The organism is Micromonospora palomenae (assembly GCF_007829925.1).
GTDB lineage: Bacteria > Actinomycetota > Actinomycetes > Mycobacteriales > Micromonosporaceae > Micromonospora > Micromonospora purpureochromogenes.
Genome location: NZ_VIXA01000002.1, coordinates 512685 through 537058 on the forward strand (window position 1 = coordinate 512685; position 24374 = coordinate 537058).

At 70.7% G+C, this 24374-nt stretch carries 25 protein-coding genes and 1 tRNA gene; 13 read left to right on the forward strand and 13 right to left on the reverse strand.

Going from position 1 to position 24374, the window contains the following annotated elements; all coding sequences use genetic code 11:
- Nucleotides 1–29 precede the first annotated feature (29 nt).
- From FHX75_RS13355 to FHX75_RS13370, 4 genes are read right to left on the reverse strand one after another with little or no spacing between them, the layout of a single operon-like run.
- Nucleotides 30–611, reverse strand: coding sequence for a hypothetical protein (locus FHX75_RS13355; protein ID WP_154939876.1), 582 nt, complete (start codon nt 609–611; stop codon nt 30–32).
- Nucleotides 608–1207 carry a DNA-3-methyladenine glycosylase I gene (locus FHX75_RS13360; RefSeq protein ID WP_154939878.1) on the reverse strand — a complete coding sequence of 200 codons (600 nt, stop codon included), beginning with the start codon at nt 1205–1207 and terminating at the stop codon, nt 608–610. Before FHX75_RS13360 ends, FHX75_RS13355 begins: the two co-directional genes overlap by 4 nt.
- Nucleotides 1208–1249: 42 nt before the next feature.
- The gene (locus FHX75_RS13365) at nt 1250–1747 is read right to left on the reverse strand and encodes an SRPBCC family protein (protein ID WP_154939880.1); all 498 of its coding nucleotides are present in this window, start codon (nt 1745–1747) and stop codon (nt 1250–1252) included.
- Entirely contained in the window at nt 1744–2448 is a 705-nt protein-coding gene (locus tag FHX75_RS13370; protein ID WP_154939882.1) for a DivIVA domain-containing protein, read from the reverse strand. Before FHX75_RS13370 ends, FHX75_RS13365 begins: the two co-directional genes overlap by 4 nt.
- A gap of 155 nt (nt 2449–2603) precedes the next feature.
- Here FHX75_RS13370 and folP point away from each other — a divergent pair, with 155 nt between their 5' ends.
- Nucleotides 2604–3473 (forward strand): dihydropteroate synthase, encoded by an 870-nt coding sequence (gene folP / locus FHX75_RS13375; protein WP_154939884.1) that lies wholly within the window; start codon nt 2604–2606, stop codon nt 3471–3473.
- 12 nt (nt 3474–3485) lie between these two features.
- Here folP and ndhC read toward each other — a convergent pair whose 3' ends face one another.
- Complete coding sequence (gene ndhC, locus FHX75_RS13380; protein WP_154939886.1) at nt 3486–3863, reverse strand: NADH-quinone oxidoreductase subunit A; 378 nt, start codon at nt 3861–3863, stop codon at nt 3486–3488.
- Nucleotides 3864–4009: 146 nt separating this feature from the next.
- Between ndhC and FHX75_RS13385 the strand changes: the two genes are divergently transcribed.
- The 3 genes from FHX75_RS13385 (at nt 4010) to FHX75_RS13395 (ending at nt 8617) form a co-directional block, all read left to right on the forward strand.
- The gene (locus FHX75_RS13385; RefSeq protein WP_154939888.1) at nt 4010–5452 is read left to right on the forward strand and encodes a hypothetical protein; all 1443 of its coding nucleotides are present in this window, start codon (nt 4010–4012) and stop codon (nt 5450–5452) included.
- A gap of 290 nt (nt 5453–5742) precedes the next feature.
- Nucleotides 5743–7590, forward strand: a complete 1848-nt coding sequence (locus tag FHX75_RS13390) for a 2-oxoacid:acceptor oxidoreductase subunit alpha (protein WP_154939890.1) — start codon at nt 5743–5745, stop codon at nt 7588–7590.
- Complete coding sequence (locus tag FHX75_RS13395) at nt 7583–8617, forward strand: 2-oxoacid:ferredoxin oxidoreductase subunit beta (RefSeq protein ID WP_088964140.1); 1035 nt, start codon at nt 7583–7585, stop codon at nt 8615–8617. Before FHX75_RS13390 ends, FHX75_RS13395 begins: the two co-directional genes overlap by 8 nt.
- 95 nt (nt 8618–8712) lie before the next feature.
- Here FHX75_RS13395 and FHX75_RS13400 read toward each other — a convergent pair whose 3' ends face one another.
- Nucleotides 8713–9729: a potassium channel family protein gene (locus FHX75_RS13400; RefSeq protein ID WP_154939892.1), complete on the reverse strand. Its 1017-nt coding sequence runs from the start codon at nt 9727–9729 to the stop codon at nt 8713–8715.
- A gap of 154 nt (nt 9730–9883) precedes the next feature.
- Here FHX75_RS13400 and FHX75_RS13405 point away from each other — a divergent pair, with 154 nt between their 5' ends.
- Entirely contained in the window at nt 9884–10471 is a 588-nt protein-coding gene (locus tag FHX75_RS13405) for a helix-turn-helix domain-containing protein (RefSeq protein ID WP_154939894.1), read from the forward strand.
- Between the two features lie 139 nt (nt 10472–10610).
- The gene (locus tag FHX75_RS13410; protein ID WP_154939896.1) at nt 10611–11207 is read left to right on the forward strand and encodes an ATP-dependent Clp protease proteolytic subunit; all 597 of its coding nucleotides are present in this window, start codon (nt 10611–10613) and stop codon (nt 11205–11207) included.
- 247 nt (nt 11208–11454) lie between these two features.
- Here FHX75_RS13410 and FHX75_RS13415 read toward each other — a convergent pair whose 3' ends face one another.
- On the reverse strand, nt 11455–13236 hold the full coding sequence (locus FHX75_RS13415; protein ID WP_154939898.1) for an adenylyl cyclase: 1782 nt from the start codon (nt 13234–13236) through the stop codon (nt 11455–11457).
- Between the two features lie 430 nt (nt 13237–13666).
- Here FHX75_RS13415 and FHX75_RS13420 point away from each other — a divergent pair, with 430 nt between their 5' ends.
- Nucleotides 13667–15499, forward strand: a complete 1833-nt coding sequence (locus FHX75_RS13420) for a glycoside hydrolase family 15 protein (protein WP_154939900.1) — start codon at nt 13667–13669, stop codon at nt 15497–15499.
- Between the two features lie 18 nt (nt 15500–15517).
- On the opposite strand, the gene FHX75_RS13425 is transcribed toward FHX75_RS13420, so the two are convergent.
- On the reverse strand, nt 15518–16291 hold the full coding sequence (locus FHX75_RS13425; protein WP_154939902.1) for a hypothetical protein: 774 nt from the start codon (nt 16289–16291) through the stop codon (nt 15518–15520).
- Between the two features lie 84 nt (nt 16292–16375).
- Nucleotides 16376–16924: a hypothetical protein gene (locus tag FHX75_RS13430; RefSeq protein WP_154939904.1), complete on the reverse strand. Its 549-nt coding sequence runs from the start codon at nt 16922–16924 to the stop codon at nt 16376–16378.
- Nucleotides 16925–18075: 1151 nt separating this feature from the next.
- Here FHX75_RS13430 and FHX75_RS13435 point away from each other — a divergent pair.
- Complete coding sequence (locus tag FHX75_RS13435; RefSeq protein ID WP_154939906.1) at nt 18076–18690, forward strand: class I SAM-dependent methyltransferase; 615 nt, start codon at nt 18076–18078, stop codon at nt 18688–18690.
- A gap of 252 nt (nt 18691–18942) precedes the next feature.
- On the forward strand, nt 18943–19200 hold the full coding sequence (locus tag FHX75_RS32230; RefSeq protein WP_425463491.1) for a DUF7710 domain-containing protein: 258 nt from the start codon (nt 18943–18945) through the stop codon (nt 19198–19200).
- A gap of 318 nt (nt 19201–19518) precedes the next feature.
- Here FHX75_RS32230 and FHX75_RS13440 read toward each other — a convergent pair whose 3' ends face one another.
- A complete protein-coding gene (locus FHX75_RS13440; protein WP_154939908.1) occupies nt 19519–19866 on the reverse strand; it encodes an Imm8 family immunity protein in 348 nt (115 codons plus the stop codon).
- A 245-nt stretch (nt 19867–20111) separates the two neighbouring features.
- On the opposite strand from FHX75_RS13440, the gene FHX75_RS13445 reads away from it, so the two are divergent.
- Nucleotides 20112–20639, forward strand: coding sequence for an alpha/beta hydrolase family protein (locus FHX75_RS13445; RefSeq protein WP_154939910.1), 528 nt, complete (start codon nt 20112–20114; stop codon nt 20637–20639).
- 452 nt (nt 20640–21091) lie between these two features.
- Here FHX75_RS13445 and FHX75_RS13450 read toward each other — a convergent pair whose 3' ends face one another.
- Nucleotides 21092–21610 (reverse strand): hypothetical protein, encoded by a 519-nt coding sequence (locus FHX75_RS13450; protein ID WP_154939912.1) that lies wholly within the window; start codon nt 21608–21610, stop codon nt 21092–21094.
- Nucleotides 21611–21855: 245 nt separating this feature from the next.
- Between FHX75_RS13450 and FHX75_RS13455 the strand changes: the two genes are divergently transcribed.
- Nucleotides 21856–22413: a DUF2716 domain-containing protein gene (locus FHX75_RS13455; RefSeq protein ID WP_170285365.1), complete on the forward strand. Its 558-nt coding sequence runs from the start codon at nt 21856–21858 to the stop codon at nt 22411–22413.
- Nucleotides 22397–22714, forward strand: coding sequence for a tyrosine-type recombinase/integrase (locus tag FHX75_RS32235; RefSeq protein ID WP_154941957.1), 318 nt, complete (start codon nt 22397–22399; stop codon nt 22712–22714). Before FHX75_RS13455 ends, FHX75_RS32235 begins: the two co-directional genes overlap by 17 nt.
- A gap of 21 nt (nt 22715–22735) precedes the next feature.
- Here FHX75_RS32235 and FHX75_RS13465 read toward each other — a convergent pair.
- Both FHX75_RS13465 and FHX75_RS13470 read right to left on the reverse strand, forming a co-directional pair.
- Nucleotides 22736–22811 (reverse strand) — tRNA-Arg (locus FHX75_RS13465).
- A gap of 126 nt (nt 22812–22937) precedes the next feature.
- Entirely contained in the window at nt 22938–23681 is a 744-nt protein-coding gene (locus FHX75_RS13470; protein WP_154939916.1) for a protein kinase family protein, read from the reverse strand.
- A gap of 430 nt (nt 23682–24111) precedes the next feature.
- Between FHX75_RS13470 and FHX75_RS13475 the strand changes: the two genes are divergently transcribed.
- Nucleotides 24112–24309, forward strand: coding sequence for a hypothetical protein (locus FHX75_RS13475; RefSeq protein WP_154939918.1), 198 nt, complete (start codon nt 24112–24114; stop codon nt 24307–24309).
- The last annotated feature ends 65 nt before the right edge of the window (nt 24310–24374 follow it).

Sequence of the window (24374 nt, forward strand, 5' to 3'; positions counted from 1 at the left end):
TCCGCCGGGCCGGCTCGGCGCTCACCGGGTCAGTCGTCCTCTTCCGGGTCCTGGTTCGCCTCGGCGCCCAGCACGAACGCCTGCATGGCCAGCTCGTCGCCGGACGGGGAGACGAACGCGGGCAGCTCGGCCGGGCCCAGCTCCTGCACGTACGACCAGAAGAGCCGGACCGCCTCGGCCCGGGAGTCCGCCTCGATCGGGAGGTCCAGGCTGACCAGCCAGGTGCGGCGCAGCGGCGGCGGGCCGAGCCGGTCGGCCAGCTCGCGGTAGACCCCGGCGTCCAGCGGGGTGACCGGCCCGGCGACCGGCACCTGCTCGGCCGGGGCCGGCTCGTCGAAGGCCCGCCGGGTGTACGTCACCACCAGCGAGTCCGCGCCCGCGCGGGCCACCCGACCCAGGGCCACCAGCCGGGGCGGCTCCGGCACCAGCACCGCCACCGGGTCACCGGGGCGCGGCCGGGACTCCCCGGCCGGGGCGGGCAGCTCCAGGGTGTCGTGGTGGACGAGGCGTTCGGCGTCGTACCGGCCGGCCGGCAGGAGCACCGCCCAGGCGCCCTCAGCCGGCCCGTCGACGTCGGTCGTCCCGCTGGCGCGGTGGTCGGTCGCGGTCATGCCCCCATCTCATCACGGGCCACCTGGCCGGCGGCCACGTGGCAGCCGGCCAGGTGGTCGTCGACCATGCCGGTGGCCTGCATCAGCGCGTACGCGGTGGTGGGGCCGACGAAGCGGAAGCCGCTCTTCTTGAGGGCCTTGGCCAGCGCGGTGGACTCCGGCGTCAGGGCGGGCACCTCGGCGAACGACTCCGGCCGGGCGGCCCGGGGCGGCGGCGCGTACGACCAGAGCAGCGCGGAGAGCCCGTCGGGCAGCTCCAGCGCGGCCCGCGCGTTGGCGATCGCCGCCTCGATCTTGGCGCGGTTGCGGACGATCCCCGCGTCGGCGAGCAGCCGGACCACGTCGGCGTCGCCGTAACCGGCGACCCGCTCGATCCGGAACTCGTCGAAGGCCAGCCGGAACGCCGGGCGCTTGCGCAGGATGGTCAGCCAGGACAGGCCGGACTGGAACGCCTCCAGCGTCAGCCGCTCGTAGAGCGCGTCGTCGCCGCGCAGCGGCCGACCCCACTCGGTGTCGTGGTAGACGGCGTAGTCCGGGGTGCTCGACCCCCAGGCGCAGCGGGTCAGGCCGTCGGGGCCGGTCACCAGGTCAGTCACGGCGTACAGGCTAGGGCCTGGCCCCGACAGCGCCGGGTGGGGTCAGGGCAGCCGGCCCTGCTCGACCAGCCGGGCGAAGCGCTTCAGCGCCAGGGTCAGGCTCGCCTTGGAGCCCGGCCAGAGCAGCGGCCACGCCACCCGGCCGGCCGGCCCGCCGGGCAGGTGGAACCACTCGTGCCAGACCACCTGGGTGCGGTCCCGGGCCAGCGGGGTGCAGCGCAGCACGCCGGGACCGCGGAGCAGCTTGCCGCAGTGCACGACGCCGACCTCGTACGGCGCGTCGACCCGGACCACCCGCATCTCGTCGCGCAGCACCGCCGGCCCGAGCGCGGTGACCGCCTCGACCAGGGTGCCCTCCCCGCCGTCGCCCTCGACGACGCGGACCCTGGTGAACGGGATCCACTCGGACTGCCGCTCCCAGTCGGTGAGCGCGGCGAAGACCCGGGGGGCGGGGGCGTCCACGATCACCGTGGCGGTGAACTCGCCGGCCCCGGGCTGGGCGGCCTCACGCAGGCCGTCCACGCCCTCCGGGCCGGTCACAGCGACTCCGAGCGGACCCTGTCGCCGGGCCGCCCGCCGGCCGGGTCGGCATCGGAGTCGGTGCCGTCGGAGCGGGGGTCGGTGTCCACGGCCGCGGTACGCAGGGCGGGCGCGGCGTCGACGGACGCCTCGGCCCCGGCGTCGGCGGCGGTGCGCAGGGCCGGCGCGTCGAGCGGCCGGTCGACGTCGTCGGCCGCCGGCCGGTCGGCGTCGAGCGGCCGGCTGCCGTCCGGGGCCGCCGCGCCCGGCTCGACGTCCCGCGGGGCGTCGGTCGACCCGTGCGCCGGTGTCACCGTGGCGTCCGTGAGCTCGGCGTACCCGGGGTCGATGGCCGACGCGTTGCCGGCCGCCTCCTCGCGGGCCCGGCGCAGCGCGTCGGCGTCGGCCAGCCGACCCTCGCGCAGCGCCGCGACCTCGGCCTCCAGCACGCCGATCAGCTCGGCCTTGTAGCCGATGTCGTAGGCGGCCCGGCGCATCGCCTGGTCGACCTGGGCCATCCGGTAGCCGCGCAGCGCGGTGTCGAAGCGGACCTCGCCGACGTCCGCCTCGCGCAGCGGGCGGCTGCCCGGCAGCGGCACGGCCCGGCCGTCCGGCTCGGCCGGCGCCAGGCCGGCGTCCCGGCCGGAGACCAGCACCGTCACCCCGAACACCACCGCCGCCACGGTCAACGCGATGACCAGTACGAGCAGAACCTGACCCATGGACAGATCGTGGCACGGCGACCGCCCCCCGAGCGACCCCAACCACCGCAGCGCCCCGGATCCCCTGGTGACGTCCCGGCCCGGCGGCGCGCCGGCCGACCGGCTAGCGTCGTCAGCGGCCGGGCGACCCGGCCGGCGACGGGCGGGAGGCGGGGATGGCCGGGGCGCTGCGGCTCGGTGGGCGGACGTTCGCACCGGGCGAGCTGGTGGTGATGGCGATCGTCAACCGCACGCCGGACTCGTTCTTCGACCGGGGCGCGACCTTCGCCCAGGACAGCGCGCTGCGCGCGGTGGAGGCCGCGGTGACCGAGGGCGCGGAGATCATCGACATCGGCGGGGTGAAGGCCGGGCCGGGCGACGAGGTCGACGTCGCCGAGGAGATCCGCCGGACGGTGGACACCATCGCCGCCGTCCGGGCCGCCTTCCCCGACGTGGTGATCTCGATCGACACCTGGCGAGCCGAGGTCGCGGTGGAGGCGGTGGCGGCCGGCGCCGACCTGCTCAACGACACCTGGTCCGGCGCCGACCCGGCGCTGGCCCGGGTCGCCGCGCAGACCGGGGCCGGGCTGGTCTGCTCGCACGCCGGCGGGCTCGCTCCGCGGACCCGGCCGCACCGGGCCGCCTTCGACGACGTGGTCGCCGACGTGGTCACCACGGTGACCGGGCTCGCCGAGCGCGCGGTGGCCCTGGGGGTACGCCCCGACGGCATCCTGATCGATCCGGCGCACGACTTCGGCAAGAACACCCGGCACTCGCTGGAGATCACCCGCCGGCTCGACGAGCTGACCGGGACCGGCTGGCCGCTGCTGGTGGCCCTGTCGAACAAGGACTTCATCGGCGAGACGCTGGACCTGCCGGTGCCGGAACGACTGGAGGGCACCCTCGCCGCGACCGCCGTCTCGGCCTGGCTCGGTGCCCGGGTCTTCCGCGCCCACCAGGTGCGCCCGACCCGGCGGGTGCTGGACATGGTCGCCTCGATCCGCGGCAACCGGCCCCCGACGCTCACCCGCCGCGGCCTCGCCTGACCGGCGCGGGTGTCAGGTCCAGCGGAGGATGTTCTTGCGCCAGGCGTAGAGGATGCCGAGCGCCACCACGGCCACGAAGATGCCCATCTCGGCGACGGTGACCAGGCCGAAGCCAGGACGGTCGAAGACCAGCGCCCAGGGGAAGAGGAAGACCGCCTCGACCGCGAACAGGACGTAGAGGTACGCGTACACGTAGTAGCGGATCTGCACCTGCGCCCAGTCGCCGCCGACCGGGTCGAGACCGCACTCGTAGCTGGTCCGCTTGCTCCAGGGATCAGCCGGACGGCTGGGACGTAACACCCGATTGGCCGAGAACGCCGTAACGAAGAAGAGGGCGCTGGCGAGCAGCAGGAGCCCGAGCGTCGCGTACGAGCCCAGGTAACCGGTCACGGTGGGTCAGCCTACCGGCCACCGGTCCCGCCCGACCGGCCCGGGAGGCGTACCGAACACGTTACGAATTTGTTTCCCGGTGGGACTAGTGCCCTCCGGCAACTGTTACCGAATAATGAAAGCTCACCCAGTGTCACGGAGGACAGATGGCCCGCGTGGACGTACGCCCCGGTCGGCGGGCGCTGGCCTGGCGTACCTCTTCACTGGTAGCGGCGTCGCTGGCCACCGGGCTGGCGGTCGCGCTCGCGGCCGCGCCGGGGCTGGCCACCGCCTCCCCGACGGCGCTACGGGTGGTCACCGCCGCGACCGACGCGACGACGCCGGGTGGTGAGCCGACGGACGAGACCACCCCGCCGGTCGAGCCGACCGCCACCGCGCCGCTGCCGACCACCGCGCCGCCGACGCTGCCCCCCGACCCGGAGCCGACCACCCCGGCACCCGAGCCGACCACGGCCACCCCGACGACGCCCGCCCCCGGCGACCCCGCCCCGACCACCACCGCGCCGACCACCACCGCGCCGGCCCCGCCGCCGCCCCCGCAGGGTGGCGGCGGCCGGCCGGTGCCCCCGGGCGACCCCGCGCCGAGCCAGCAGGACACCGGCGGCCTCGGGGTACGGGTCACCACCCGCGACATCGCGCTCGGCCCCGGCTACTGGAACGCCCGGAGCACCACCACCACGCTGCGGGTGACCGTCGCCAACACCGGGACGCTCGCCGGGCGGGTCCACCTCACCTACACCCTGCCCGCCGGGGTGACCGACGCGGGCACCCCGGGCTGCGCCGCGGCGGGCGGCGGCAACTGGCAGTGCGGCGAGTGGGCCGCCGCCCCGGGCGCGAAGTTCACCAGCCTGATCCGGGTCCGGGTCGACGGACAGGCGTGGCGGAAGATGCCGCTCAGCGGCTCGGTACGGGTCACCGCGTCCGGCGCGGGGACGGCCACCGCCGCGGACAACGAGGGCTTCGCGGTCCTCTTCCCGCCCGGCCCGCCGGTGCCCGGAATGAGCCTCGACGCCGACGAGGTGGCCTTCGACATCAGCGGCGGCCCCGCCGAACTGGGCGTCCGGCTGAGCAACACCGGCCGGGTGGACGCCGCGGGGCGGGTCGAGGTGGTCCTGCCCGACGGGGTCAGCGTGCTCTCCACGCCCGGCTGCGAGGTGGTCGCGCCGACGCGTACCCGTTGCGACGCCGGGACCGTGGCGGCGGGCCGTACCGCCACCCTGCGCCTGCCGGTCGCCGCCACCCCGCAGGCCCAGCGCGAGGCGCCGCTGGCCGGAGCGGTGATCGCCCAACTCGACCCGCGCTCCGGGCGGACCCGGCAGATGCAGATGAGCTTCCGGATCACCGCGGCGGTGGCGCTGGCCACCCCGCCGGCGTCCACCCCGGTCCCCACCGGCTCGCAGGGCGTGATCGCCGCGGGCGGTCAGAGCTCCGACGGGGGCGCGATGACCTCGGCGCAGCGGATCGCGGTCACCCTGATCGTGGTCTCCGGGCTGCTGGTGGTGCTGGCGCTCGTGCTGGCCACCAGCTCGTTGCGGCGCCGGATGGGCGGGCCGGTGCCGGACCCGTCGGCGAATCCGGCATCCGACTGAACCGGCCGGCCGGTAAGGGTCGACGGCCGTGATCTCGATTACGGCGGTCACCCCGAAACGGCCCACAACCGGACGAACAACCTTCGGATTCGTTCCCACTCGTCGGACCTCCACCAAGGATGCCCTAACGGCTCGACGTAGGCTCTGGGGTGAGAAACGACAGCGGGCCGGACCAGCCACGGGCGGATCGGCGCAGCGGCGCGTCAAGGAGGTCACGTGGCGGGGCAAGGCCGGGTCACCATCAGGTTCAGCCGCCCGCGCGACGGGGCTGAGCGAAGCGAGGTGCAGGCGTGACCAAGCAGATCCGTCAACTGGACCGGGTGGTCATCCGGTTCGCCGGTGACTCCGGCGACGGCATGCAGTTGACCGGCGACCGGTTCACCTCCGAGACGGCGCAGCTGGGCAACGACATCTCCACGTTGCCCAACTTCCCGGCCGAGATCCGGGCGCCCGCCGGCACGCTGCCCGGCGTGTCGAGCTTCCAGGTGCACTTCGCCGACTACGACATCCTCACCCCCGGCGACGCGCCGAACGTGCTGGTGGCGATGAACCCGGCGGCGCTCAAGGCCAACCTGGCCGACCTGCCCCGCGGCGCGGACATCATCGTCAACACCGACGAGTTCACCCGGCGCAATCTGGCCAAGGTGGGCTACGAGTCCAGCCCGCTGGACGACGACTCGCTCGCCGGCTACGTGGTGCACCCGGTGGCGCTGACCTCGATGACGGTCGGCGCCCTCGCCGACCAGGCGGTGTCCAAGAAGGACGCCGAGCGGGCCAAGAACATGTTCGCGCTGGGCCTGCTCTCCTGGATGTACTCCCGGCCGTACGAGTCGACGCTGCGCTTCCTGGAGCGCAAGTTCGCCGCCCGTCCGGAGCTGGTCGCCGCGAACGTGGCCGCCTTCCGGGCCGGCTGGAACTTCGGCGAGACCACCGACTCGTTCTCCGTCCGGTACGAGGTGAAGCCGGCCAAGATGCTGCCGGGCACCTACCGGAACATCACCGGCAACGCGGCGCTCTCGCTCGGCCTGGTGGCCGCCGGCGTCCGCTCCGGGCTGCCGGTGTTCCTCGGGGCGTACCCGATCACCCCGGCGTCGGACATCCTGCACGAGCTGAGCAAGCACAAGCGGTTCGGCGTGGTCACCATGCAGGCCGAGGACGAGATCGCCGCGGTCGGCGCCGCGCTGGGCGCCTCGTACGGCGGCTCGCTCGGTGTCACCACCACCAGCGGCCCGGGCGTGGCGCTCAAGAGCGAGACGATCTCCCTCGCGGTGGCGCTGGAGCTGCCGCTGGTCATCGTCGACGTGCAGCGGGCCGGGCCGTCCACCGGCATGCCCACCAAGACCGAGCAGGCCGACCTGAACATGGCGCTGCACGGCCGGCACGGTGAGGCCCCGGTCGCGGTGATCGCGCCGAAGTCGCCCTCCGACTGCTTCCACGCGGCGCTGGAGGCGGCCCGGATCGCGCTGACCTACCGCACCCCGGTGATCCTGCTGTCCGACAACTACGTCGCCAACGGCTCCGAGCCGTGGCTGCTGCCCGACGTGGAGTCCCTGCCCGACCTGCGGGTCGAGTTCGCCACCGAGCCCAACGGCGAGGACGGCACCACGTTCCTGCCCTACCTGCGCGACCCGGAGACCCTGGCCCGGCCGTGGGCCATCCCGGGTACGCCGGGGCTGGAGCACCGCATCGGCGGCCTGGAGAAGGCCGACAAGACCGGTGACATCTCGTACGACCCGGCGAACCACGACTTCATGGTGCGGACCCGGGCGGCCCGGATCGAGACGATCCCGGTGCCGGACGTCGAGGTGGAGGACCCGGACGGCGACGCCCGGGTGCTGGTGCTCGGCTGGGGCTCGACGTACGGGCCGATCGGCGCGGCCTGCCGGGGCCTGCGCCAGCGCGGCCTGTCGATCGCGCAGGCGCACCTGCGCCACCTGGCGCCGATGCCCGCCAACCTCGGCGAGGTGCTGCGCTCCTACGACCGGGTGGTCATCCCCGAGATGAACCTCGGCCAGCTCGCCCACGTGATCCGGGCCAAGTACCTGGTCGACGCGATCGGCTACAACCAGGTCCGCGGCCTGCCGTTCACCGCCGCCGAGCTGGAGACGACGCTGGAAGAGGTCCTGAAGAATGTCTGAGCCCGTCGCCCTGAAGCTCACCGCCAAGGACTTCAAGTCCGACCAGGAGGTGCGCTGGTGCCCCGGTTGCGGTGACTACGCGATCCTGGCGGCCGTCCAGCAGTTCATGCCGGAGCTGAACATCGCCCGGGAGAACACCGTCTTCGTCTCCGGGATCGGCTGCTCGTCGCGCTTCCCGTACTACATGAACACCTACGGGATGCACTCGATCCACGGCCGCGCCCCGGCGATCGCCACCGGCCTGTCGGTGTCCCGGCCGGACCTGTCGGTCTGGGTGGTCACCGGCGACGGTGACGCCCTGTCGATCGGCGGCAACCACCTGATCCACGCGCTGCGCCGCAACGTCAACCTCAAGATCCTGCTGTTCAACAACCGGATCTACGGCCTGACCAAGGGGCAGTACTCGCCGACCTCCGAGGTCGGCAAGATCACCAAGTCGACCCCGGTCGGCTCGGCGGACGCCCCGTTCAACCCGCTGTCGCTGGCGCTGGGCGCGGAGGCCACCTTCGTCGGCCGCACCATCGACTCGGACCGCAAGCACCTCCAGTCGGTGCTGCGGGCCGCCGCCCAGCACCAGGGTTCCGCGTTCGTGGAGATCTACCAGAACTGCAACATCTTCAACGACGGCGCGTTCGACCAGCTCAAGGAGCCGGCCACCCGGGACGACTACCTGATCCGGCTGGAGCACGGGCAGCCGATCACGTTCGGCAAGGACGGGCAGTTCTGCGTCGTCCACCCGCCGGGCGGGTTCGGGCTGGAGGTCCGGGAGACCGCGGCCACCCCGGCCGAGGAGATCGTGGTGCACGACGCCGGAGTGAACGACCCCGCGTACGCCTTCGCGCTGTCCCGACTGCCCGGTCTCGACCTGCGCAACACCCCGATCGGCGTGTTCCGCTCGGTCGACCGCCCGTCCTACGACAGCGTGGTGCAGGAGCAGGTGGCCGCCGCCAAGGCGAAGGTCACCGAGACCCCCGAGCAGCAGCTCGCCGGTCTCCTCGCCACCGGCGACACCTGGACCATCCTCTGACCCCAGCCTTACCCGCTTACCGAGAAAGAGTGGCTATTCCGTCGGGAATAGCCACTCTTTCTCGGTAAGTGCGTCCGGGCGCCGCCCGGGGAGGGTCAGGGGTGGGTGGCGGTGGTTTGGGGGCGGTCGTCGCGGACGTGGACGAGCATGTCGCCGGTCTCGATCACCGCGCCGGCCTTGTCCGCGAGGGTGACCACCTTGCCCCGGCGAACCAGCGCGATGACCAGGGACTCCAGCTCACGCGGCGACTTGCCGACCTCGTGCCGCTCGGCGGAGCGCATCGCCAGCGCCATGCCCTGGCCGGGGGTGAGCAGATCCTCCACCACGTCGATCAGCGGCGGCGCCGAGGTGGAGAGCCCCAGCAGCCGGCCGGCGGTGGCCGAGGAGACGATCACGTGGTGCGCGCCGCTCTGCCGCAGCAGCGGGGCGTTCTCCGCCTCGCGGACCGCCGCGATGATCCGGACCTGGCCGGCGGTGAGCTGCCGCGCGGTGAGCGCCACCAGCACCGAGGCGTCGTCGCTGTCGGTCGCGATGATCACCGCCTTGGCGTTGCGGACGTGCGCCTCCTCCAGCACCGACGAGCGGGTGGCGGAGCCCTCGATGGCGACCAGGCCGGCGGAGGTCGCCTGCCGCAGCGCGGTGCCGCTGCGCTCCACCACCACGATCCGGGACTTGTCCAGGCCGTTCTCCAGCAGGGCGGAGACCGCGCTGCGGCCCTTGGTGCCGTAGCCGCAGATGATGACGTGGTCCTTCACGGTTCTCCTCCACCGCCCCAGCCGACGGCCGGTCCGGTACTGCTCGGTCAGGACTTCCAGGGTGGTGCCGACCAGGATGATCAGGAAGAGCACCCGGGCGGGGGTGATGAACAGGACGTTGACCAGCCGGGCCGACTGCGAGAACGGGGTGATGTCGCCGTACCCGGTCGTGGAGAGGGTGACCACGGCGTAGTAGGCGCAGTCGAGCAGGGTCAGCCCGTTCTCGTCGACGTCGCGGTAGCCGTCCCGGTCGAGGAAGACCACCGCGACGGTCAGCACCACCAGGCCCAGGGCGGCGGCCAGCCGGAGGCTCAACGCGCTCAGCGGGCCGCGCCGCTGCGCCGGGAAATGGATCACCGTCGGTCCTGCTTCCCCCGGATCGCCTGCACGCCCACAACATAGCGGTTGGGCCGGCATCCGCACGCCGGGGTGGCCGACCGGGCGGGTGGGCGGGCACGACGACGGGCATGATGGGGGAAGTTCCGCCGACGCCGACCATGAGGAGGCCCGCATGTCGTTGCTGCGCCGGGTGATCGGTGGGGTCCTGCGCCGGCTACGGCTGCGCCAGGGCCGGACGCTGCGCGAGGTCGCCGAGGCGGCCGGGGTGTCGCTGCCCTATCTCTCCGAGGTGGAGCGGGGGCGCAAGGAAGCCTCCTCCGAGGTGCTCGCCGCGATCTGCCGCGCCCTCGGCATCAACCTGTCCGACCTGCTCGAAGAGGCCCGCGACGACCTGCGCCGGGTCGAACGGCGGATCCCCGCCGCGCCCCGGGCCGCCCTGTCCCGGCTGGACCGGGTGCCGGCGGCCCGCGGCGAGAACGGCCCGACTGTCCGGATCGGCTTCCAGCCCGCCGGGGCGACGCCGCCGGTGTCGGCCGCTCCGACCTCCTGCCGGCACCCAGCCGGGCCGGTGCTGCGGCTGGGCGGGCCGATCCTGCACGTCGGCGGTCCGGCGTCGCCCGTCGGGTCGACCGTCGGCGGGGCGGGGCTGCGGGTCCGGTTGATCGCCTCCGCGCCGGCCGGGCGCCCCGGCCCGCGTACCTCCAGGATGCTGGCCCGCCGCCGGGCCCGGGCGGGCCGGCGGCGGCTGACCGCGGTGTAGGCCGGCCGCGGTTCTGCCGTCGGCGGATCTGCCGCCGGCAGAAATCCTGGGGCCGCGACCGGCGCCGGGCGCAGGCTGGAGACGCCGGTTCCCGGGCGGTGCTCCTCGCCCGCCGGCGCCAGTCTGGAGGGCGGTCGCGATGATCGGGTACGACGTGCGCATGCTGGACGGCGGTCAGCCGACCTTCGGGGACCACGTGTTCGAGCGGCTGCTGCGGGAGCGGATCGTCTTCCTCGGCACCGAGGTCACCGACGACACCGCGAACCAGATCTGCGCGCAGATCCTGCTGCTCGCCGCCGAGGACAGCGAGCGGGACATCTTCCTCTACATCAACTCGCCGGGCGGCTCGGTGAGCGCGGGGATGGCCGTCTACGACACCATGCGCTACGTGCAGAACGACGTGGCCACGCTGGCGCTCGGCTTCGCCGGGTCGATGGGGCAGTTCCTGCTCTGCGCCGGCGCGGCGGGCAAGCGCTTCGCCCTCCCGCACTCGCGGATCATGATGCACCAGCCCTCCGGCGGGATGGGTGGCACCGCCGCCGACATCACCATCCAGGCGGAGAACATGCTGCACGTGAAGCGGACCATGCAGGAGCTGATCGCCCAGCACAGTGGTCGGACGCTGGAGGAGATCCAGCGCGACTGGGACCGGGACCGCTGGTTCACCGCCGACCAGGCCCGCGACTACGGCCTGATCGACCAGGTGATCGCCCGGGTGGACCAGCTCGCCGGCTGACCGGCAGGCCCGTGCTGACGCGGATGACTGGACACCGACGATCCCGGCCCGGAGCGGACTCGCCCCCTCGATCGCGTCCGCCCGGCCGTGACCTGCGATCCTCAGTGCATTTCGAGCCTATGCCGGGCATGCGCCACGCCGCTCAGCAAGAAGGCGCAGCGCTTTCGGAACGAATCGTGTTACACGACCGCCCGCCCCCGGTATGGGGACGGGCGGTCACCGCCGCGCGGTCGCCCGCGCGCCGTGCTCACGGGTAACTGATCACCGGGCTGGTGCCGTAGCTGCCGACGACCGGGGTGCCGACCTCGTTGACGGTCTTCTCGATACCGCCGCTGCCGTCGAGGAAGACGGTCACCATGTCGTGGAAGCGGACCCCGGGCCGGCGCGGCGCCTCGATCGCCCGGTCGCAGCGGATGTCCACGCCCTGGTTGAAGTAGGAGTAGACGCCCAACCCCCAGGCCTCGTGCTCGCGTACCCGGTCACCGACCTTGTAGGACGCCCAGCCCCGGCCGGTGGGGCTGGTCCAGGCGGCCTGGCTCGGCGGGTCGTAGGGCAGCTCGCTCTGGTAGAAGATCGTCCGGCCGCGCTCGCCGTTCCAGATGGTCTGGTAGCGCTGGTAGTGCTCCACGAAGAGCCCGTAGGCGGTCACGTCGTCGCCGTTGACGATCACGCCGGTGCCGGCGGTGTTGGCCGTCCAGCCGATGCCGTTGCCGTGGTCGCCGCGCCAGGCCCAGACGTTGTCGATCAGCGTGTGGTCGCTCTCCACCACCAGGCTGGTCCGCGCGCGCCCGACCCAGGGCCCGCCGATGCGGAAGAAGACGTCCTGCAGCGAGATCGGGTCGTCGGCGTGGTCGCGGCGGGAGTGCCGGTGGCCGATCTGGACCAGCACGTCCGACTCCGCCTCGCCGGCGTCGACCAGGATGCCGGCGATGCGGACGCCGTCGACGTCGGCGACCCGCAGCGCGGCGTCGCCACCGGTCGGGGCGAGGCTCGGCATGCCGAGGCCGAGCACCACGGTGCCCGGGTGGATTACCCGCAGCGCGCGGTCCAGGCGGTAGACGCCCGGGGTGAGCAGCAGGTGCCGGCCGCGCGCCAGCTCCCGGTTGATCCGCTGCGCGTCGTGGCTCGGGCGGGCGATGAAGAAGTCCCGCAGCGGCAGCGAGCGGGTCGTCCCGCCGCCGGCCGCCCAACTGGTGCCGGCGGTGTCGCGGCGCAGCCCCGGCACGGCGACCCGCCAGCGGCCGGCGGCGTCCACGAACAGGTACGGCTTCTCCCGGATCACCGGGCTGGTCGGCAACGTGGTGTACGGCGGGTTCGGGAAGCCCTGGGCGGGCGCGCCGAGCACACCGGAGAAGACCTGGTTCCAGACCCCGTTGGTCCAGTCGCCGCCCAGCTCGCTGTCGCGGGTCAGCCACTGCTGCTGGGAGCCGTTGATGGTAATGCCGTCCACCTTGGAGTCAGCGATGAAGCCGCCGCTGGAGTAGCCGCCGTTGCCGGGTTCCAGCCAGAGGATGCCCTTGACGTGCACCCGACGCATCGGCGAGGCCTGGGAGACGGCCCACTGGTTCGACCAGTCGGTGGGGGTGATGGCGAGGTTCTCCGCCGAGCGCCAGAAGTTGGTCAGCGCGGAGATGCCGGCCGGGGAGTTCGGGTCGGGCTGGCCGACGACGCGTACCGCGCCGTGGATCTCCACGTCGTCCGGGTGCTCGCCCAGGCCGGCCACGGTCGTGTAGTAGCCCAGCCGGGCGTTCACCTCGTAGCGGCCGGGCTTGAAGAGCACCGCGTACCGGTCGGTGCCCATCTCGTTGTGCTCCTGCCGAGCGAAGAGCCGGTCCACGGTGGACTGGATCTCGGCGGCCGGGGTGCTCGGGTCGTAGACGAAGACGTTTGGGCCGAAGTCGGGCTCGTCCTCGTGGTGGCGTGCGGGAGCGGCGGAGGCGGCGGTGGCGGGGGCGAGTCCCGCCGCGGCGGCGGTCGCGGCAGCGAGGGTGAAGAGCTGCCGACGGGACGGGTGGAGGTGGGCTGTCATCGACCTACCTGTCGGTGTGGGCTGCCGACCGGCTTCGAGAGAGCGCTCTCTCAGCGGCTCGGCGGGCATCGGGAACGGGTCAGTGGGATAGAGCTTTTTCTACCTTGCGGGCGTCGATCGCGCCAGTGGTCGGTCGGCTACGCCACGGTGACCTCGGGCTTCTGCGCGCCCTGGCGCCACGGCTGCAACAGCACGGCAAGCATGCGGCGGCCACCTGACGGCCCGCTGAAGACGGAGAGGACGGGCGGAGCCGGTGCGGGCTCGGCTGAGCACGTCGCCTACCCGCCGTCGCGGGAGGACTCGTGCGCAAGGTCCGTCGACCAGTGCCGCTGTAGCGGTACCTCCGCAGAGTGGTCCTCTTCCGACCTCACCCGCGGCGGCGCAGGTACCTCTACCTTGCGTAGGGACCGTAGGCGAGGTGGGAGGTGGCGTGGACGAGTACCTGGCCCTTGAGGACCATGGGCTCATCGGCGATCTGCAGACCGCCGCGTTGATCGCCCGCGATGGCACGGTCGACTGGTTCTGCGCTCCGCGATTCGACTCCCCCAGCATCTTCGCCGGCATACTGGACCGTCAACGTGGCGGGTACCTCCGCATCGCGCCGGACGGCGTCGACTACCTGAGCAAGCAGCTGTATCTGCCCGGCACGCCTATCCTGATCACCCGATTCATCAGCGCAGACGGCGTCGGCGAGATCATCGATTTCATGCCGGTCACCGGCGAGCAGGTCACCGACCAGCACAGGCTCGTGCGGATGGTCAACATGGTTCGGGGCAGCATGCGGTTCCGCATCGAATGTCGGCCCCGTTTCAACTACGGCCGCGACCGCCACGATCTGGAGCTGCAGGCCGATGGCGTCGCCTTCCACAGCTCCTCAATGAGACTCACCGTCAATCCGGTCCGCCCCGTCGGGCGGCTGGTACACGAGGCCGACGTCCACGCCAGCGGCGGGGACCTGCTCATGTTCGCCACGTTCCGCCAGGGCGACACCGGCGGAATGGTGGTGGAGACCGCCTCTACCCACGACCCCCGCGTCATTCCCGCTGACGAGGTCCAGGCGATGTTCGAGCAGACCCGCGACTACTGGCGCCGCTGGCTCGACTGCTCCCGCTACACCGGACGGTGGCGGGAGATGGTGGAACGCTCCGCGATCACCCTCAAGCTCATGACGTACGCGCCCAGCGGCGCCATGATCGCCGCCCCGACCGCCGCACTACCGGAAATGGTCGGCGGCACCCGGAACTGGGACTACCGCTACACCTGGATCCGCGACACCTCATTCTCCGTCCACGCGCTTCTAGGGCTCGGCTTCACCGAGGAGGCCACCCGGTACGTGGACTGGCTCGACGAGCGCGTCCGTGAGGCCGGCGACAGCGGCAACCCGCTGAAAATCATGTACCGCATCGACGGGTCGTCGGATCTGCACGAAGAGGTTCTCGACCACTTCGAGGGCTACCGCGGCTCCGGTCCGGTCCGGGTCGGCAACGGCGCGGCCGACCAGTTGCAGCTCGACATCCACGGCGAGGCGCTGTACGCGATGCACCTCGCCGACGAACAAGGCATCCGCGCCTCACACCAGGTCTGGCGCAGCACCGTCAAACTCGTCGACTGGCTCTGCGACAACTGGGACCAGCCCGACGCGGGTATCTGGGAAAGCCGAAGCCACCCCCGCAACCACACCTACGGCCGGCTGATGTCCTGGGTCGCCCTCGACCGCGCCATCCGCCTCGCGGCACGACACGGCCGACCCGGCAACACCAGCCGCTGGGACCAGCAACGGGACACCATCTACAACCAGGTCATGGAACACGGCTACGACCCCGGCCGCCGCTCCTTCGTCCAGAGCTACGGCGAGTCAGTCCTCGACGCCGCGCTACTCACCATGCCGTCCGTCGGCTTCGTGACACCCAGCGACCCCATGTGGCAGTCCACGCTCCACGCCATCGACGACGAACTCGTCTCCGACAGCCTCGTCTACCGATACGACCCTGCCGCCTCCCCCGACGGCCTACCCGGCGACGAAGGCACCTTCAACATGTGCACCTTCTGGTACGTGGAAGCCCTCGCCTACGCCGGACGCCTCGACGAAGCCCGCCTCGCCTTCGAGAAGATGCTCACCTTCAGCAGCCACCTGGGCCTCTACGCCGAAGAGATCGCCCCGAGCGGCGAACAGACCGGCAACTTCCCCCAAGCGTTCAGCCACCTCGCCCTCATCAACACCGCAGTCGCCCTCGACCAGCTCCTCGACCGCCGAAGAAAGTAGGCGTGACGTATCCACCGGTCAGCGACGGGGTACGTGGGAACAGTTCTTTGGCTCGTCATCGCCGGCGACTTGGAAGTCTCCACAGGTGAGAAAGCGATCGTTCCACCGGCCAGCGGAATAGCCAGTGATTGTCACGACGGCGACAATAGCCACAACTGCGATTTTGCTTCGCCGATCGGGCAAGGTGAAGTAGTTCGGTGCGAGCAACCGCGCAACGACCCAGGCAATGATCGGCAACACCACCACGGTGGCGACGAGCAGGATACGGTCCACGACACGTGGAAGGGCACCCGGTTCGCCGGCCGGAAGGACAAGCCGCACCAGGGTGAGTAGGAGCCAAGGCGTGAACAGGGCCAGCAGCCACGGGTGGATCTGCATCCGAGAGCGCATGATCAGCCCTCCCAGGAGCACGACCAGCGACACGACGAAGAGTTGCTGCCGAAAGTAGTAGAGGACCGTGTGGTAGGCACCGAAGCTGAACGCGAAATGCCATGCGTACAGGGATGCGCCGATGGTGATGGCGAAGAAGCCGCCGAGCCTTCCTCCGCCCGGCCCTGTCTGGTCGAACCCCTTCAACAGGTCGTCTTCTGCCAGCCGACGTCGCTTCGACTCTGCCACGCCGTTTGCTTCCCGCACGGGAGCCATCAAAACGGCGTCTACCGCCGTCCACGGACGTCTGGGCCGTTGCTCGCGTCTTCGGTCGCCCAGCCCCACACCAGTCTCGTACGACGTCACCGACGAGGCATCAGCCCGGTCGATGGTCGACCGGATGATGAAGACCTCGGCCGGCACCTGGAGCGACCTCACTGAGGCGGTCCGGCAGAAGTCCAACCGCCGGAAAAATTCATTAGGGCGACAGCCGTCGGATCACCACGCCTACAGTCGGTGTTCCTGCCGGACGCGCCTGGGAGGCAGCACCGAGCGGAGTCGGACGACGGCTGCGGATTGGTCGGAGACGTCGGTGACACAGCCGTGGCCCGGATGTGCGAGCCAGAACCTCCCGTCCCCCTCGATCAGGAGCGCATCGGCCAGCGGCACCGTGTGCACGTCACCGTCGCCGTCCACCGTGGCGACGCTGTCGGAGCCGATGATCAGGACGCCCTTGGAGCCGAGCCGCTTCAGCAACGCCGGCCGGTACACCTCACCGGAGGGCTGCACGCTGCCGCGGGGGCAGGCCTGCTCGGCGGTGCCGGGTAGTGCAGGTCGCGTCCCGTGCGGTACGACCACCATCGCGGAGGATAGCCATCCGGCCATCAGGTCGCGCGCCGCCCGCGCGGTGAACCGGCGCAGGCGGTCCGGCGGATCCGGCGGAACGAATTCGGCCGTGCCGAACAGCTCCCGCTGGGCGGCCGACTCCAGCGGCCCGACCCGCTCCAGCACGTCCGGTGGCTCCTCGGCGTCAGCAGGTGCAGCTCTTTTGCGCACGACACCTTCGTCAACCGGATCGGCCTGTCGTGGGATGGCTCGCGCGCTGTTGAGTTCAGGCGCGTGCGTAGGGCGTGCCGGCCCTCGCCGGCTAGGCGTGCTCTTAAGCACCTTTGAGATTCCCCCCCGCCAACCGCAAGCCATCGTATGGCTGATCTTCAGGAGCATCCCGGCCGGAGCGTCCGTCATCCATCGGGTTCGCCGGCAGGGTCAGCCGGACCATTCGCAGGCATCGATTTAGCCGCCTGGGCCGGCGCGGGTGCCGACAATGAGGAAATGACAGCACAGAGGTACCTGAAGAGGCAACAAGCCGTGACTCGTCGTCCTGCTCCGAAGAGGCAACAAGCCGTGGCTCGTCGTCGTACTCCATGGCCACTGATGGCGGCGCTGGTTGCGGCGGGAGCGGCCGGAGCCGAGGCGGTACGGCGCCTCAAAGGCGCCAGGCGCACCGGACCCAGCGGAGCCGGGGCGACAGGTGACGTCAGCCAGGCCGGTCATGCCGGCGGTGCTGTCCGGCCCGTCAGCAGCCCCGAAGGAGCCACCCAGCGCTGGCCCCAGGGAAGGTGAAGCAGCGGCTGTCTGAGCATTACGGCAAGCAGCCAGACCCGTCCGACCCACCGCACTCCTCGGAGCTGAAGGCGTAGCCCGAGGAGTGGATGGGGACTTGCACCCGTCGGGCGCGATTGATCCAACGAGCCGCGCTGAGGCTGTCGCCATCTGATGCACTGCGGGCCTGGTCATGGTTCGTGCGCCACCCCTGGCATCGCCTGTGGGATCCGACCGCCGGCTGTGGGGTGATGGAGTGCTGTCCGAATCCGCCCGAGCTGCGCTGGATCCTGGACGTCGCCGTTGCGGTCCTGCCGACGAAGGACGCCCGAACCCTCCGCAAGCAGATCGCAGCCCTCGATGAGCAGTGGTGATAGCCGCAAGGACAGCTCGTCGGCTCGGGCGCCTCCGACCCGTCGTTCGTGAACCCCGTCGGGGGGGAGCCGGGTATGGCTTATCAACGGCTGTGGTTCGCTGTTACAGGACGTGGTTGGGTGCAGGAACGATGCGGTCCGACGATGCCTCGGATTCTCGGGTCGCGTCGCTCTTGCTGCCTCCCTGCTGCCTGAAGGCAAGCAGTCCGCAGGGCCGATAGTCTCGCCCGCATGTCTGAGCCCATCACCGAGACGCAACGAACGTACGACGCCATCTCGACGACGTACGCTCGGGCCAACTCGACCATTGACCCCAAGCTCCTGGAAGACATTGCACTGCTGACCACACGCCTTCCGGCAGGGGGCATGGTGGCCGACGTCGGTTGCGGTCCCGGCCGCGAGGTCAGGCTCCTGCGAGAGCGGGGCTTGCGAGTGGTCGGCTTCGACCTGTCCCTGGGGCAACTGCGGACCGGTGGCTTGCCGGGCGTCGCCCAAGCCGACATGCGGCATCTTCCTCTACGGTCTGGAGCAGTTGACGCGATCTGGTGCCAGGCAGCGTTGTTGCACATTCCCCGTCAAGCGGTACCCACGGTCCTCGGCGAGTTCGCCCGCGCGATTCGCCTCGGCGGCCAGCTCTACCTCAACCTGACGGAAGGCGACGGCGAAGGCTGGGAGATTGCATCCAACTACGGCTCCAACCGCAGACGCTGGTTCACCTTCCACCGTCTGCCGGATCTGACCGCCCTGCTCGTCACAGCCGGCTTCAAGGTGCACCACGCGAGCCAGACTCGGTCCAGCAGGACCTGGCTCGCCCTGCATGCTCACCGGGTCAACACGAACCAGTGAGCACTCGTTTACAAGCTTTGTGCGCGTCGTCCGGCGGGGTCCGTCCGCGTCTGCGACCTCGGGCGACTGTCCGCGCCCGGCCGCTGCCGGCTGTTCTCGTCCTAGCCGGTTGCTGTCGCCGTTGCTGTCGACAGCTACCCCCGCTGCGATCCGGTCGGCTGGCAAGGGCCGCACGCTGGCTGACTCTGCCGGCATACTTTGGCCGTGCAAACACCCGCCAGCCCTGACCCCTGTGGCGCAGCGACCCCCACGGTGTGGGTCTTTCACGGCTCGAACGCGCGATTCGCTTCCGGCGTGTTTCGGTCTCAAGCTGACGGACTCGCATGGGCAGCGCGGCATCGACTGTCGGGCATTCTGAGCGAGTACCCCGTAGGCGTCGGCTGCTACGACCAGGCCGTGGCGGCCGGTCGCTTCCGACCAAGCAAGCCGCACCACGGGACCCCTGACCATGTTGGTGCCTTCTCACCTAACCTCAGCCACCTGCATCTGACCGATGGCGTGCCGGAGTAGCCAGGTCGACCGGCACACGGTTTAGGAAGTGTGGACACGGCGGAAGCCTGCTCGGGAATGACCTCGCTTGGCCTGCGTCTCCATGCCGGCTCGCACGTCCAGGAGCTGACCGCTGTTGACCCTCGGCACCCGCCCCATCGGGCACGGAACGGGCACGCCCCGCTCCCCTGCTTTGCAAAGATCAAGACTCCTGTCGACCGGCGTCGGTCACTGCGGCTGGCCTGCTCACCTCGTCGCCTTGCGTCGGTCCGAGCGCAGGGCCGTCGACCGGCTTGGCTGTACGGGTGGCTGTACTGGTTGCAGGGCCAGCAGCCTCTGTTAGCCGCGGTAGTCCTCGAACTCCCATAGACCAATCCGGCCGACCTTCTCAGCGAGCTCGGTCCGGCTGGTCGCTTCGACGTTCCCGATCAGCTTGCGCAAGGCTGCCTCGACGGGCGCTGGCGAGAACTCTGCCACGAACAGCCAATGCCGCCCCGCCAGGGAGGGCTGCCGGACCAGTAGGTCGGCCAGAGCAGCAGGGGTGCATGCAGTTACCTGGTACTGCTCCTCACCTGGTTCGCCTACGACGCCGACGTACACCTCGACCAGTTGCAAGGTGTTCCGAGGATCGAAGGGTTGGTCGGATTCCATGTCGGGGAACCGGATGTGTCGCACTTCCGCACGCATGGGGGCAAGCTACCGCCCGGCCCCACCGACGACACGCGGATTATGAGATCAAACCGCCAGTCCCGCCGACCTGGGCACATGAGGGTTTAGCAGCGAAGATACCTCTCGACATCTCGCACCGCTCCCGCTGTCGTCGACCTCTTGCGAACTAGATGCGGACCGCTCGCCTGGGAGCTCCGGACGCCCGCCCGGCTGGCGAGATCACACATATCTTGTCCCCGCAGCGTCTAGGTAGGGTCGTCCGCATGACTGACGCTGTCGTGATTCCCGGCGGTAGGTTCGGACCGGGCGCTCCCCTGCTGATGTATGCCGGCGATGTGGCGGAACAGCGGGGCGCAACGGTACATCGGTACTCGTGGTCCCAGGAGTTTCCGAAGCCTGATCAGCCGGAGATCGAGAGCTGGGTCGGCGGTGAGATCACTCCACTGATCGACACCATCAGCGGCCGCCCACTGCTGATCGGCAAGTCGCTCGGCACGAATGCGGCAGCGATTGCCGCCGAGAAAGCTTTGCCCGCCGTGTGGCTCACGCCCTTGCTCACCCTGCCGTGGGTGGCTGACGCGTTGGGCCGTGCGACCGCGCCGTTCCTGCTCGTGGGCGGCACTGCCGATAAAGTTTGGGACAGTGACCTGGCCCGCCGGCTGTCACCCCACGTGCTAGAGGTGGAAGGCGCGGATCACGGTATGTACGTACCCGGCCCGCTTACCGAGTCGATCGCAGTGCTCAGTCGAGTCGTGGTCGCCGTGGAGGAGTTCCTCGACGCGATTGGCTGACCGAGCCAGCCGTAGCTGCATGGCTGCCGGTACCTAGAAGCGGATCTCCTCGTCGGGCAGTCGCCAGACCGTCCAGCATCCCCGGACGGGGACAAGGTGGAGCGCCTCACCAGCCGAACGACCTTGGCCCCGTCCGGGGATGCTGGTAGCCCTTGTGGTGCCCGGCGAGGTGATCCGCGCTCCCGGCTGATCTCTGAGGAGGGCCGGGGTTCGGGGCAGAGCCCCGAGGTCTTCAAGGTTCTGTGTCCCATCAGCGTGGCCGGCCGGCCCGGCCGATGCCGGCCGGAGGTCGCCAGCAGGCCGGGGCCGGTCCGGCGCGGCCCGCTGTGCGGGCCGCCTTGATCTGATAGAGCGCAATTCGGCAGTTGTATGCCGCCACGGCCGTGTCCCGTCACGGCACATGCTTGACACTCGCGTCCCACCAGACGCTTGACATGATCGCGACGCGGCCCTCAACTGGGCGGCTCGCCGCGGGCGTGCGGGGTGCGGTTATTGGCGGTCTCCCTGAGGGCTTCTTCGCGGCGCGCAGTCTGCGCGTCCAGCCAGTCTCGCCACGACAGCCCGGACTGCCGGCTCTTCACCTGCAGTTGGAAGGGTGCCATGTCGTTAACGTCCTTGGCCACGGTGTAGCCAGCCGCCGACAGGATCTCAGCTATCGCGTCCTGCATCGCGCTTGCGACCGTGCCTGCGAGGTGGAGGGAAGGATCGCCCTCACGGCCCTCACTCAGAGCATCCATGGCCGCAGAGGCCAGCACGAAGTGCGTAACCCACTCGACGAAGACGCCACCCCCACTCTCATCGTCGAGCGGATCGACAGATACCAGCGCACCGACGGCGACCGATCGATCAAGGCCCGTATCGTTCGGCACCACAGGCAGTCCGGCAACCGCTAATTCCTCGTTGACGGCCCTGGCGAGTGCGGCTCGCCGGGCCAGGACGTCGGCGTCGGCAGGCGTTGGCATCCATGTCACTCCGCCATGATGCAGCCGACAGCAACCTAGGTGAAGCGTCGTGCATGTGGTGGGACGGATTCGTCAAGCATGTGGTGGGACTAGACATATGCCGCCACGGCCGCCACCACGGTCTTGGCGCGGGACATGCTTGACGCTTGCGTCCCACCAGATGCTTGACGGTCACACCTTGGTTCGGTGGCGTCGGATTGCCGGCAGCAGCTATGTGGCTCGACCGTCGCGGCCGACTCAGAGAGGATCTAGCGGTGACGACACCGGTGACCGGCTGGCAGCATCTCAACAGGGCTGAGTACGACCAGGTTTGGGACGGCTTCGACGAGCGCTTCCAGTTCCGGGCCAGCATGGACGCCTCGCAATGGCCCGCCATTATCGAGCCCGTCCCGTCGCTGACCTGGGACCTCGCAATCAGCCGACACGACTTCGATGAGCGATGGCGGTCAGGGCTGTGGCGCTTCGCGGTCGATGAAGACGGGCTCAACCGGCTGGTCATGGGCGCCCTGCAGGATTGCGTTGCCGACGACGATTGGGTGTACGTCCTGGACTGGCAGCACCCGGCGTATCGCTGCTGGCCGCATCGCGTTGATCCTGATTCGCGCACGGACATGTGGCCCGTCGAGGTCTTCCCGAACGGCGACTACTACATCTTCGCCAGTCGAGACCTGCGCTTCGGCACGTTCGGGCACCCGTGGGAGGCCACTCTGTGCATCTGGGGAGCCGATCTGATCAACGCCGTCGCAGCTCGTAACGCTGGTGTGCTGACCCGTCTCTACCGCCGCGACGGCAAGCCTGTCGACCGGTCGTAGCAGTACCCACTACGGCTTCCGGCGCCGGTTCCTCGCTGCAGTGCGGTCCGCTGGGCTGGCCGACGTCACGCCTCACGACCTGCGGGCCACGCACGCGAGCTGGGTCGCGGACTCGCATGGTGTCCTGGTGGCCGCTCGTCGGCTCGGGCACGCCAACGCCAGCGTGACCACCCGCCACTACGCCCGTGCCGTTGACGGCCGGGACGCCGAGGTTGCCCAGCACCTGGACGCGAGCCGGTCGAAGGTGGCGAAGCGATCGGGCACGCAGCGGGCACGAAAGCCTCGGAAGGCGGATCAGTGATCGATGATCAAGGCTGTGACCTGGTGCCCCCGGCAGGATTCGAACCTGCGACACACGGTTTAGGAAACCGATGCTCTATCCCCTGAGCTACGAGGGCGCGAGCGCCTAGTCTAGCGACCTGCGGGTGGACCCGGGGTGGCAGGGAGCGGCCGGGGGCGACCCCGCTTTTGCTGCCTCTAGCGGGAGCTGATCGTGGTCGGCCGGTGGGGCCCTCCCGGGCCTGCTATGCCTCTATCGCCGAACGCCAATCGCAGGTGAGTGCGGCGACGTCGGGGTACCGGTCCGCGGGCTGCCGCTGAGTCGCGCGTGCCGCGACATCACGCTGGCTGGTGGACCCTCGCCAGCCCTCTGGAGAGCTGAGCAGGTGGCCGATGCTGCGACCGAGGGTGTAAACGGTGCTGCGCTGGTCGATGATCGCCCCACGGACGAACTCCTCCGGCGCCATGTAGCGGCGCGACCCCGGCAACCGGTCTGCGTCGAGGACGAACGGGCCGGGCCGGTACTCGTCGAGGTCTACCAGGCGCATCCGGCGGGCGACGAAGTCGTACAGGAAACAGCCGTCGTACAGGTCGACCGCGACGAACCCGGCGGCGGTGACGGCCAGGTGCGCGTTGAGGATCGTGTCGATGGCCGCCTCCACCTCCGGAAGGGGAAGCTGCTGGAACCGGGCCAGCGCCGTCCGGTCGGAGCCATGCGTTGTGGCCCGGTTGAGCACGTTGCCGTCGTGCCACGGGTACACCAGTACCGGCCCGTCGGGGCCGTCGAGGATCCGTTCGGGGCTGACGATCGCCGGGTGCGCCACCACGGCGTGCAGCCGGCCTACCCGAACCAGCGAAAGCCGAGCCTCCGGTGTGGTGGCCCGCTTGACGAACCAGCGACGGCCCGCCACCTCAACCCCGTAGGACAGGCAGCCGGAGCCCTGGGCGTCGAAGACCACGAACGCGGACGACAGTGGCAGGTCGAGCACAGGGGCGAACCTACGTCACACACACCGTGGGCAGGTGCCACGTGCTGGGTGACTCAGTTCCTTCCCACGACCAGACGGGCTACTTCATCGCCGGGTACTGACGTACCCGCGGATCGGAGCCGGCGTCCCCGCGACCAGCGGGCGGACGCCGCCTCCGGGCGCCGGGGTGGTCCGCGCCGCACGGTCCCGCCCGCTTCGCCGGGGCAGGGGTCGGACCGCGCGTCGCGGCCGGCGGGCGGCCCGCTGCGGCTGCGGTGCACGGCGGACGGCAACGCCGGGTAAGGTTCGGTGTGTGTCGCCGGGCGGTCGCCCGTGATCGAGACACCGCCACCGAGCGCCAGTGCGAGCGCCGGCCCGGTTTACCACGAATGCGCGGCGAGAACTGCCCGCGAACCAGTGCGCTCCTCACCTGCTGAAATGGGACTGTTGCATGACATCGAACGACAATGATCGCTCCGCGTTGTTTCTCGCCACGCCGACCAAGGACGAGGGCGACGACCCGGGCGTGACCTTTGACGGCAGCGAGGAGGCGATGCGGCAGCTGCGCCATCCCTTCACGGTGACCCCGACCCGCCCCGCGAAGCGGCCGACGGCGACCAGGGGTGACGACCCGGAGCAGCGCGACTGACCCGACGCCGCCAGCCAATCGAGCGAGCAGGCCGCGCCGGCATTCGGGACCGCCCGCGGGCCAGA

Excerpts from the sequence above, each read along its gene's own strand:
- FHX75_RS13355 (WP_154939876.1), bottom strand. The coding sequence starts at position 611 with ATGACCGCGACCGACCACCGCGCCAGCGGGACGACCGACGTCGACGGG.
- FHX75_RS13370 (WP_154939882.1), bottom strand. The coding sequence starts at position 2,448 with ATGGGTCAGGTTCTGCTCGTACTGGTCATCGCGTTGACCGTGGCGGCG.
- folP (WP_154939884.1), top strand. The coding sequence starts at position 2,604 with ATGGCCGGGGCGCTGCGGCTCGGTGGGCGGACGTTCGCACCGGGCGAG.
- FHX75_RS13385 (WP_154939888.1), top strand. The coding sequence starts at position 4,010 with ATGGCCCGCGTGGACGTACGCCCCGGTCGGCGGGCGCTGGCCTGGCGT.
- FHX75_RS13395 (WP_088964140.1), top strand. The coding sequence starts at position 7,583 with ATGTCTGAGCCCGTCGCCCTGAAGCTCACCGCCAAGGACTTCAAGTCC.
- FHX75_RS13405 (WP_154939894.1), top strand. The coding sequence starts at position 9,884 with ATGTCGTTGCTGCGCCGGGTGATCGGTGGGGTCCTGCGCCGGCTACGG.
- FHX75_RS13410 (WP_154939896.1), top strand. The coding sequence starts at position 10,611 with ATGATCGGGTACGACGTGCGCATGCTGGACGGCGGTCAGCCGACCTTC.
- FHX75_RS13415 (WP_154939898.1), bottom strand. The coding sequence starts at position 13,236 with ATGACAGCCCACCTCCACCCGTCCCGTCGGCAGCTCTTCACCCTCGCT.
- FHX75_RS13435 (WP_154939906.1), top strand. The coding sequence starts at position 18,076 with ATGTCTGAGCCCATCACCGAGACGCAACGAACGTACGACGCCATCTCG.
- FHX75_RS13440 (WP_154939908.1), bottom strand. The coding sequence starts at position 19,866 with ATGCGTGCGGAAGTGCGACACATCCGGTTCCCCGACATGGAATCCGAC.
- FHX75_RS13445 (WP_154939910.1), top strand. The coding sequence starts at position 20,112 with ATGACTGACGCTGTCGTGATTCCCGGCGGTAGGTTCGGACCGGGCGCT.
- FHX75_RS13475 (WP_154939918.1), top strand. The coding sequence starts at position 24,112 with ATGACATCGAACGACAATGATCGCTCCGCGTTGTTTCTCGCCACGCCG.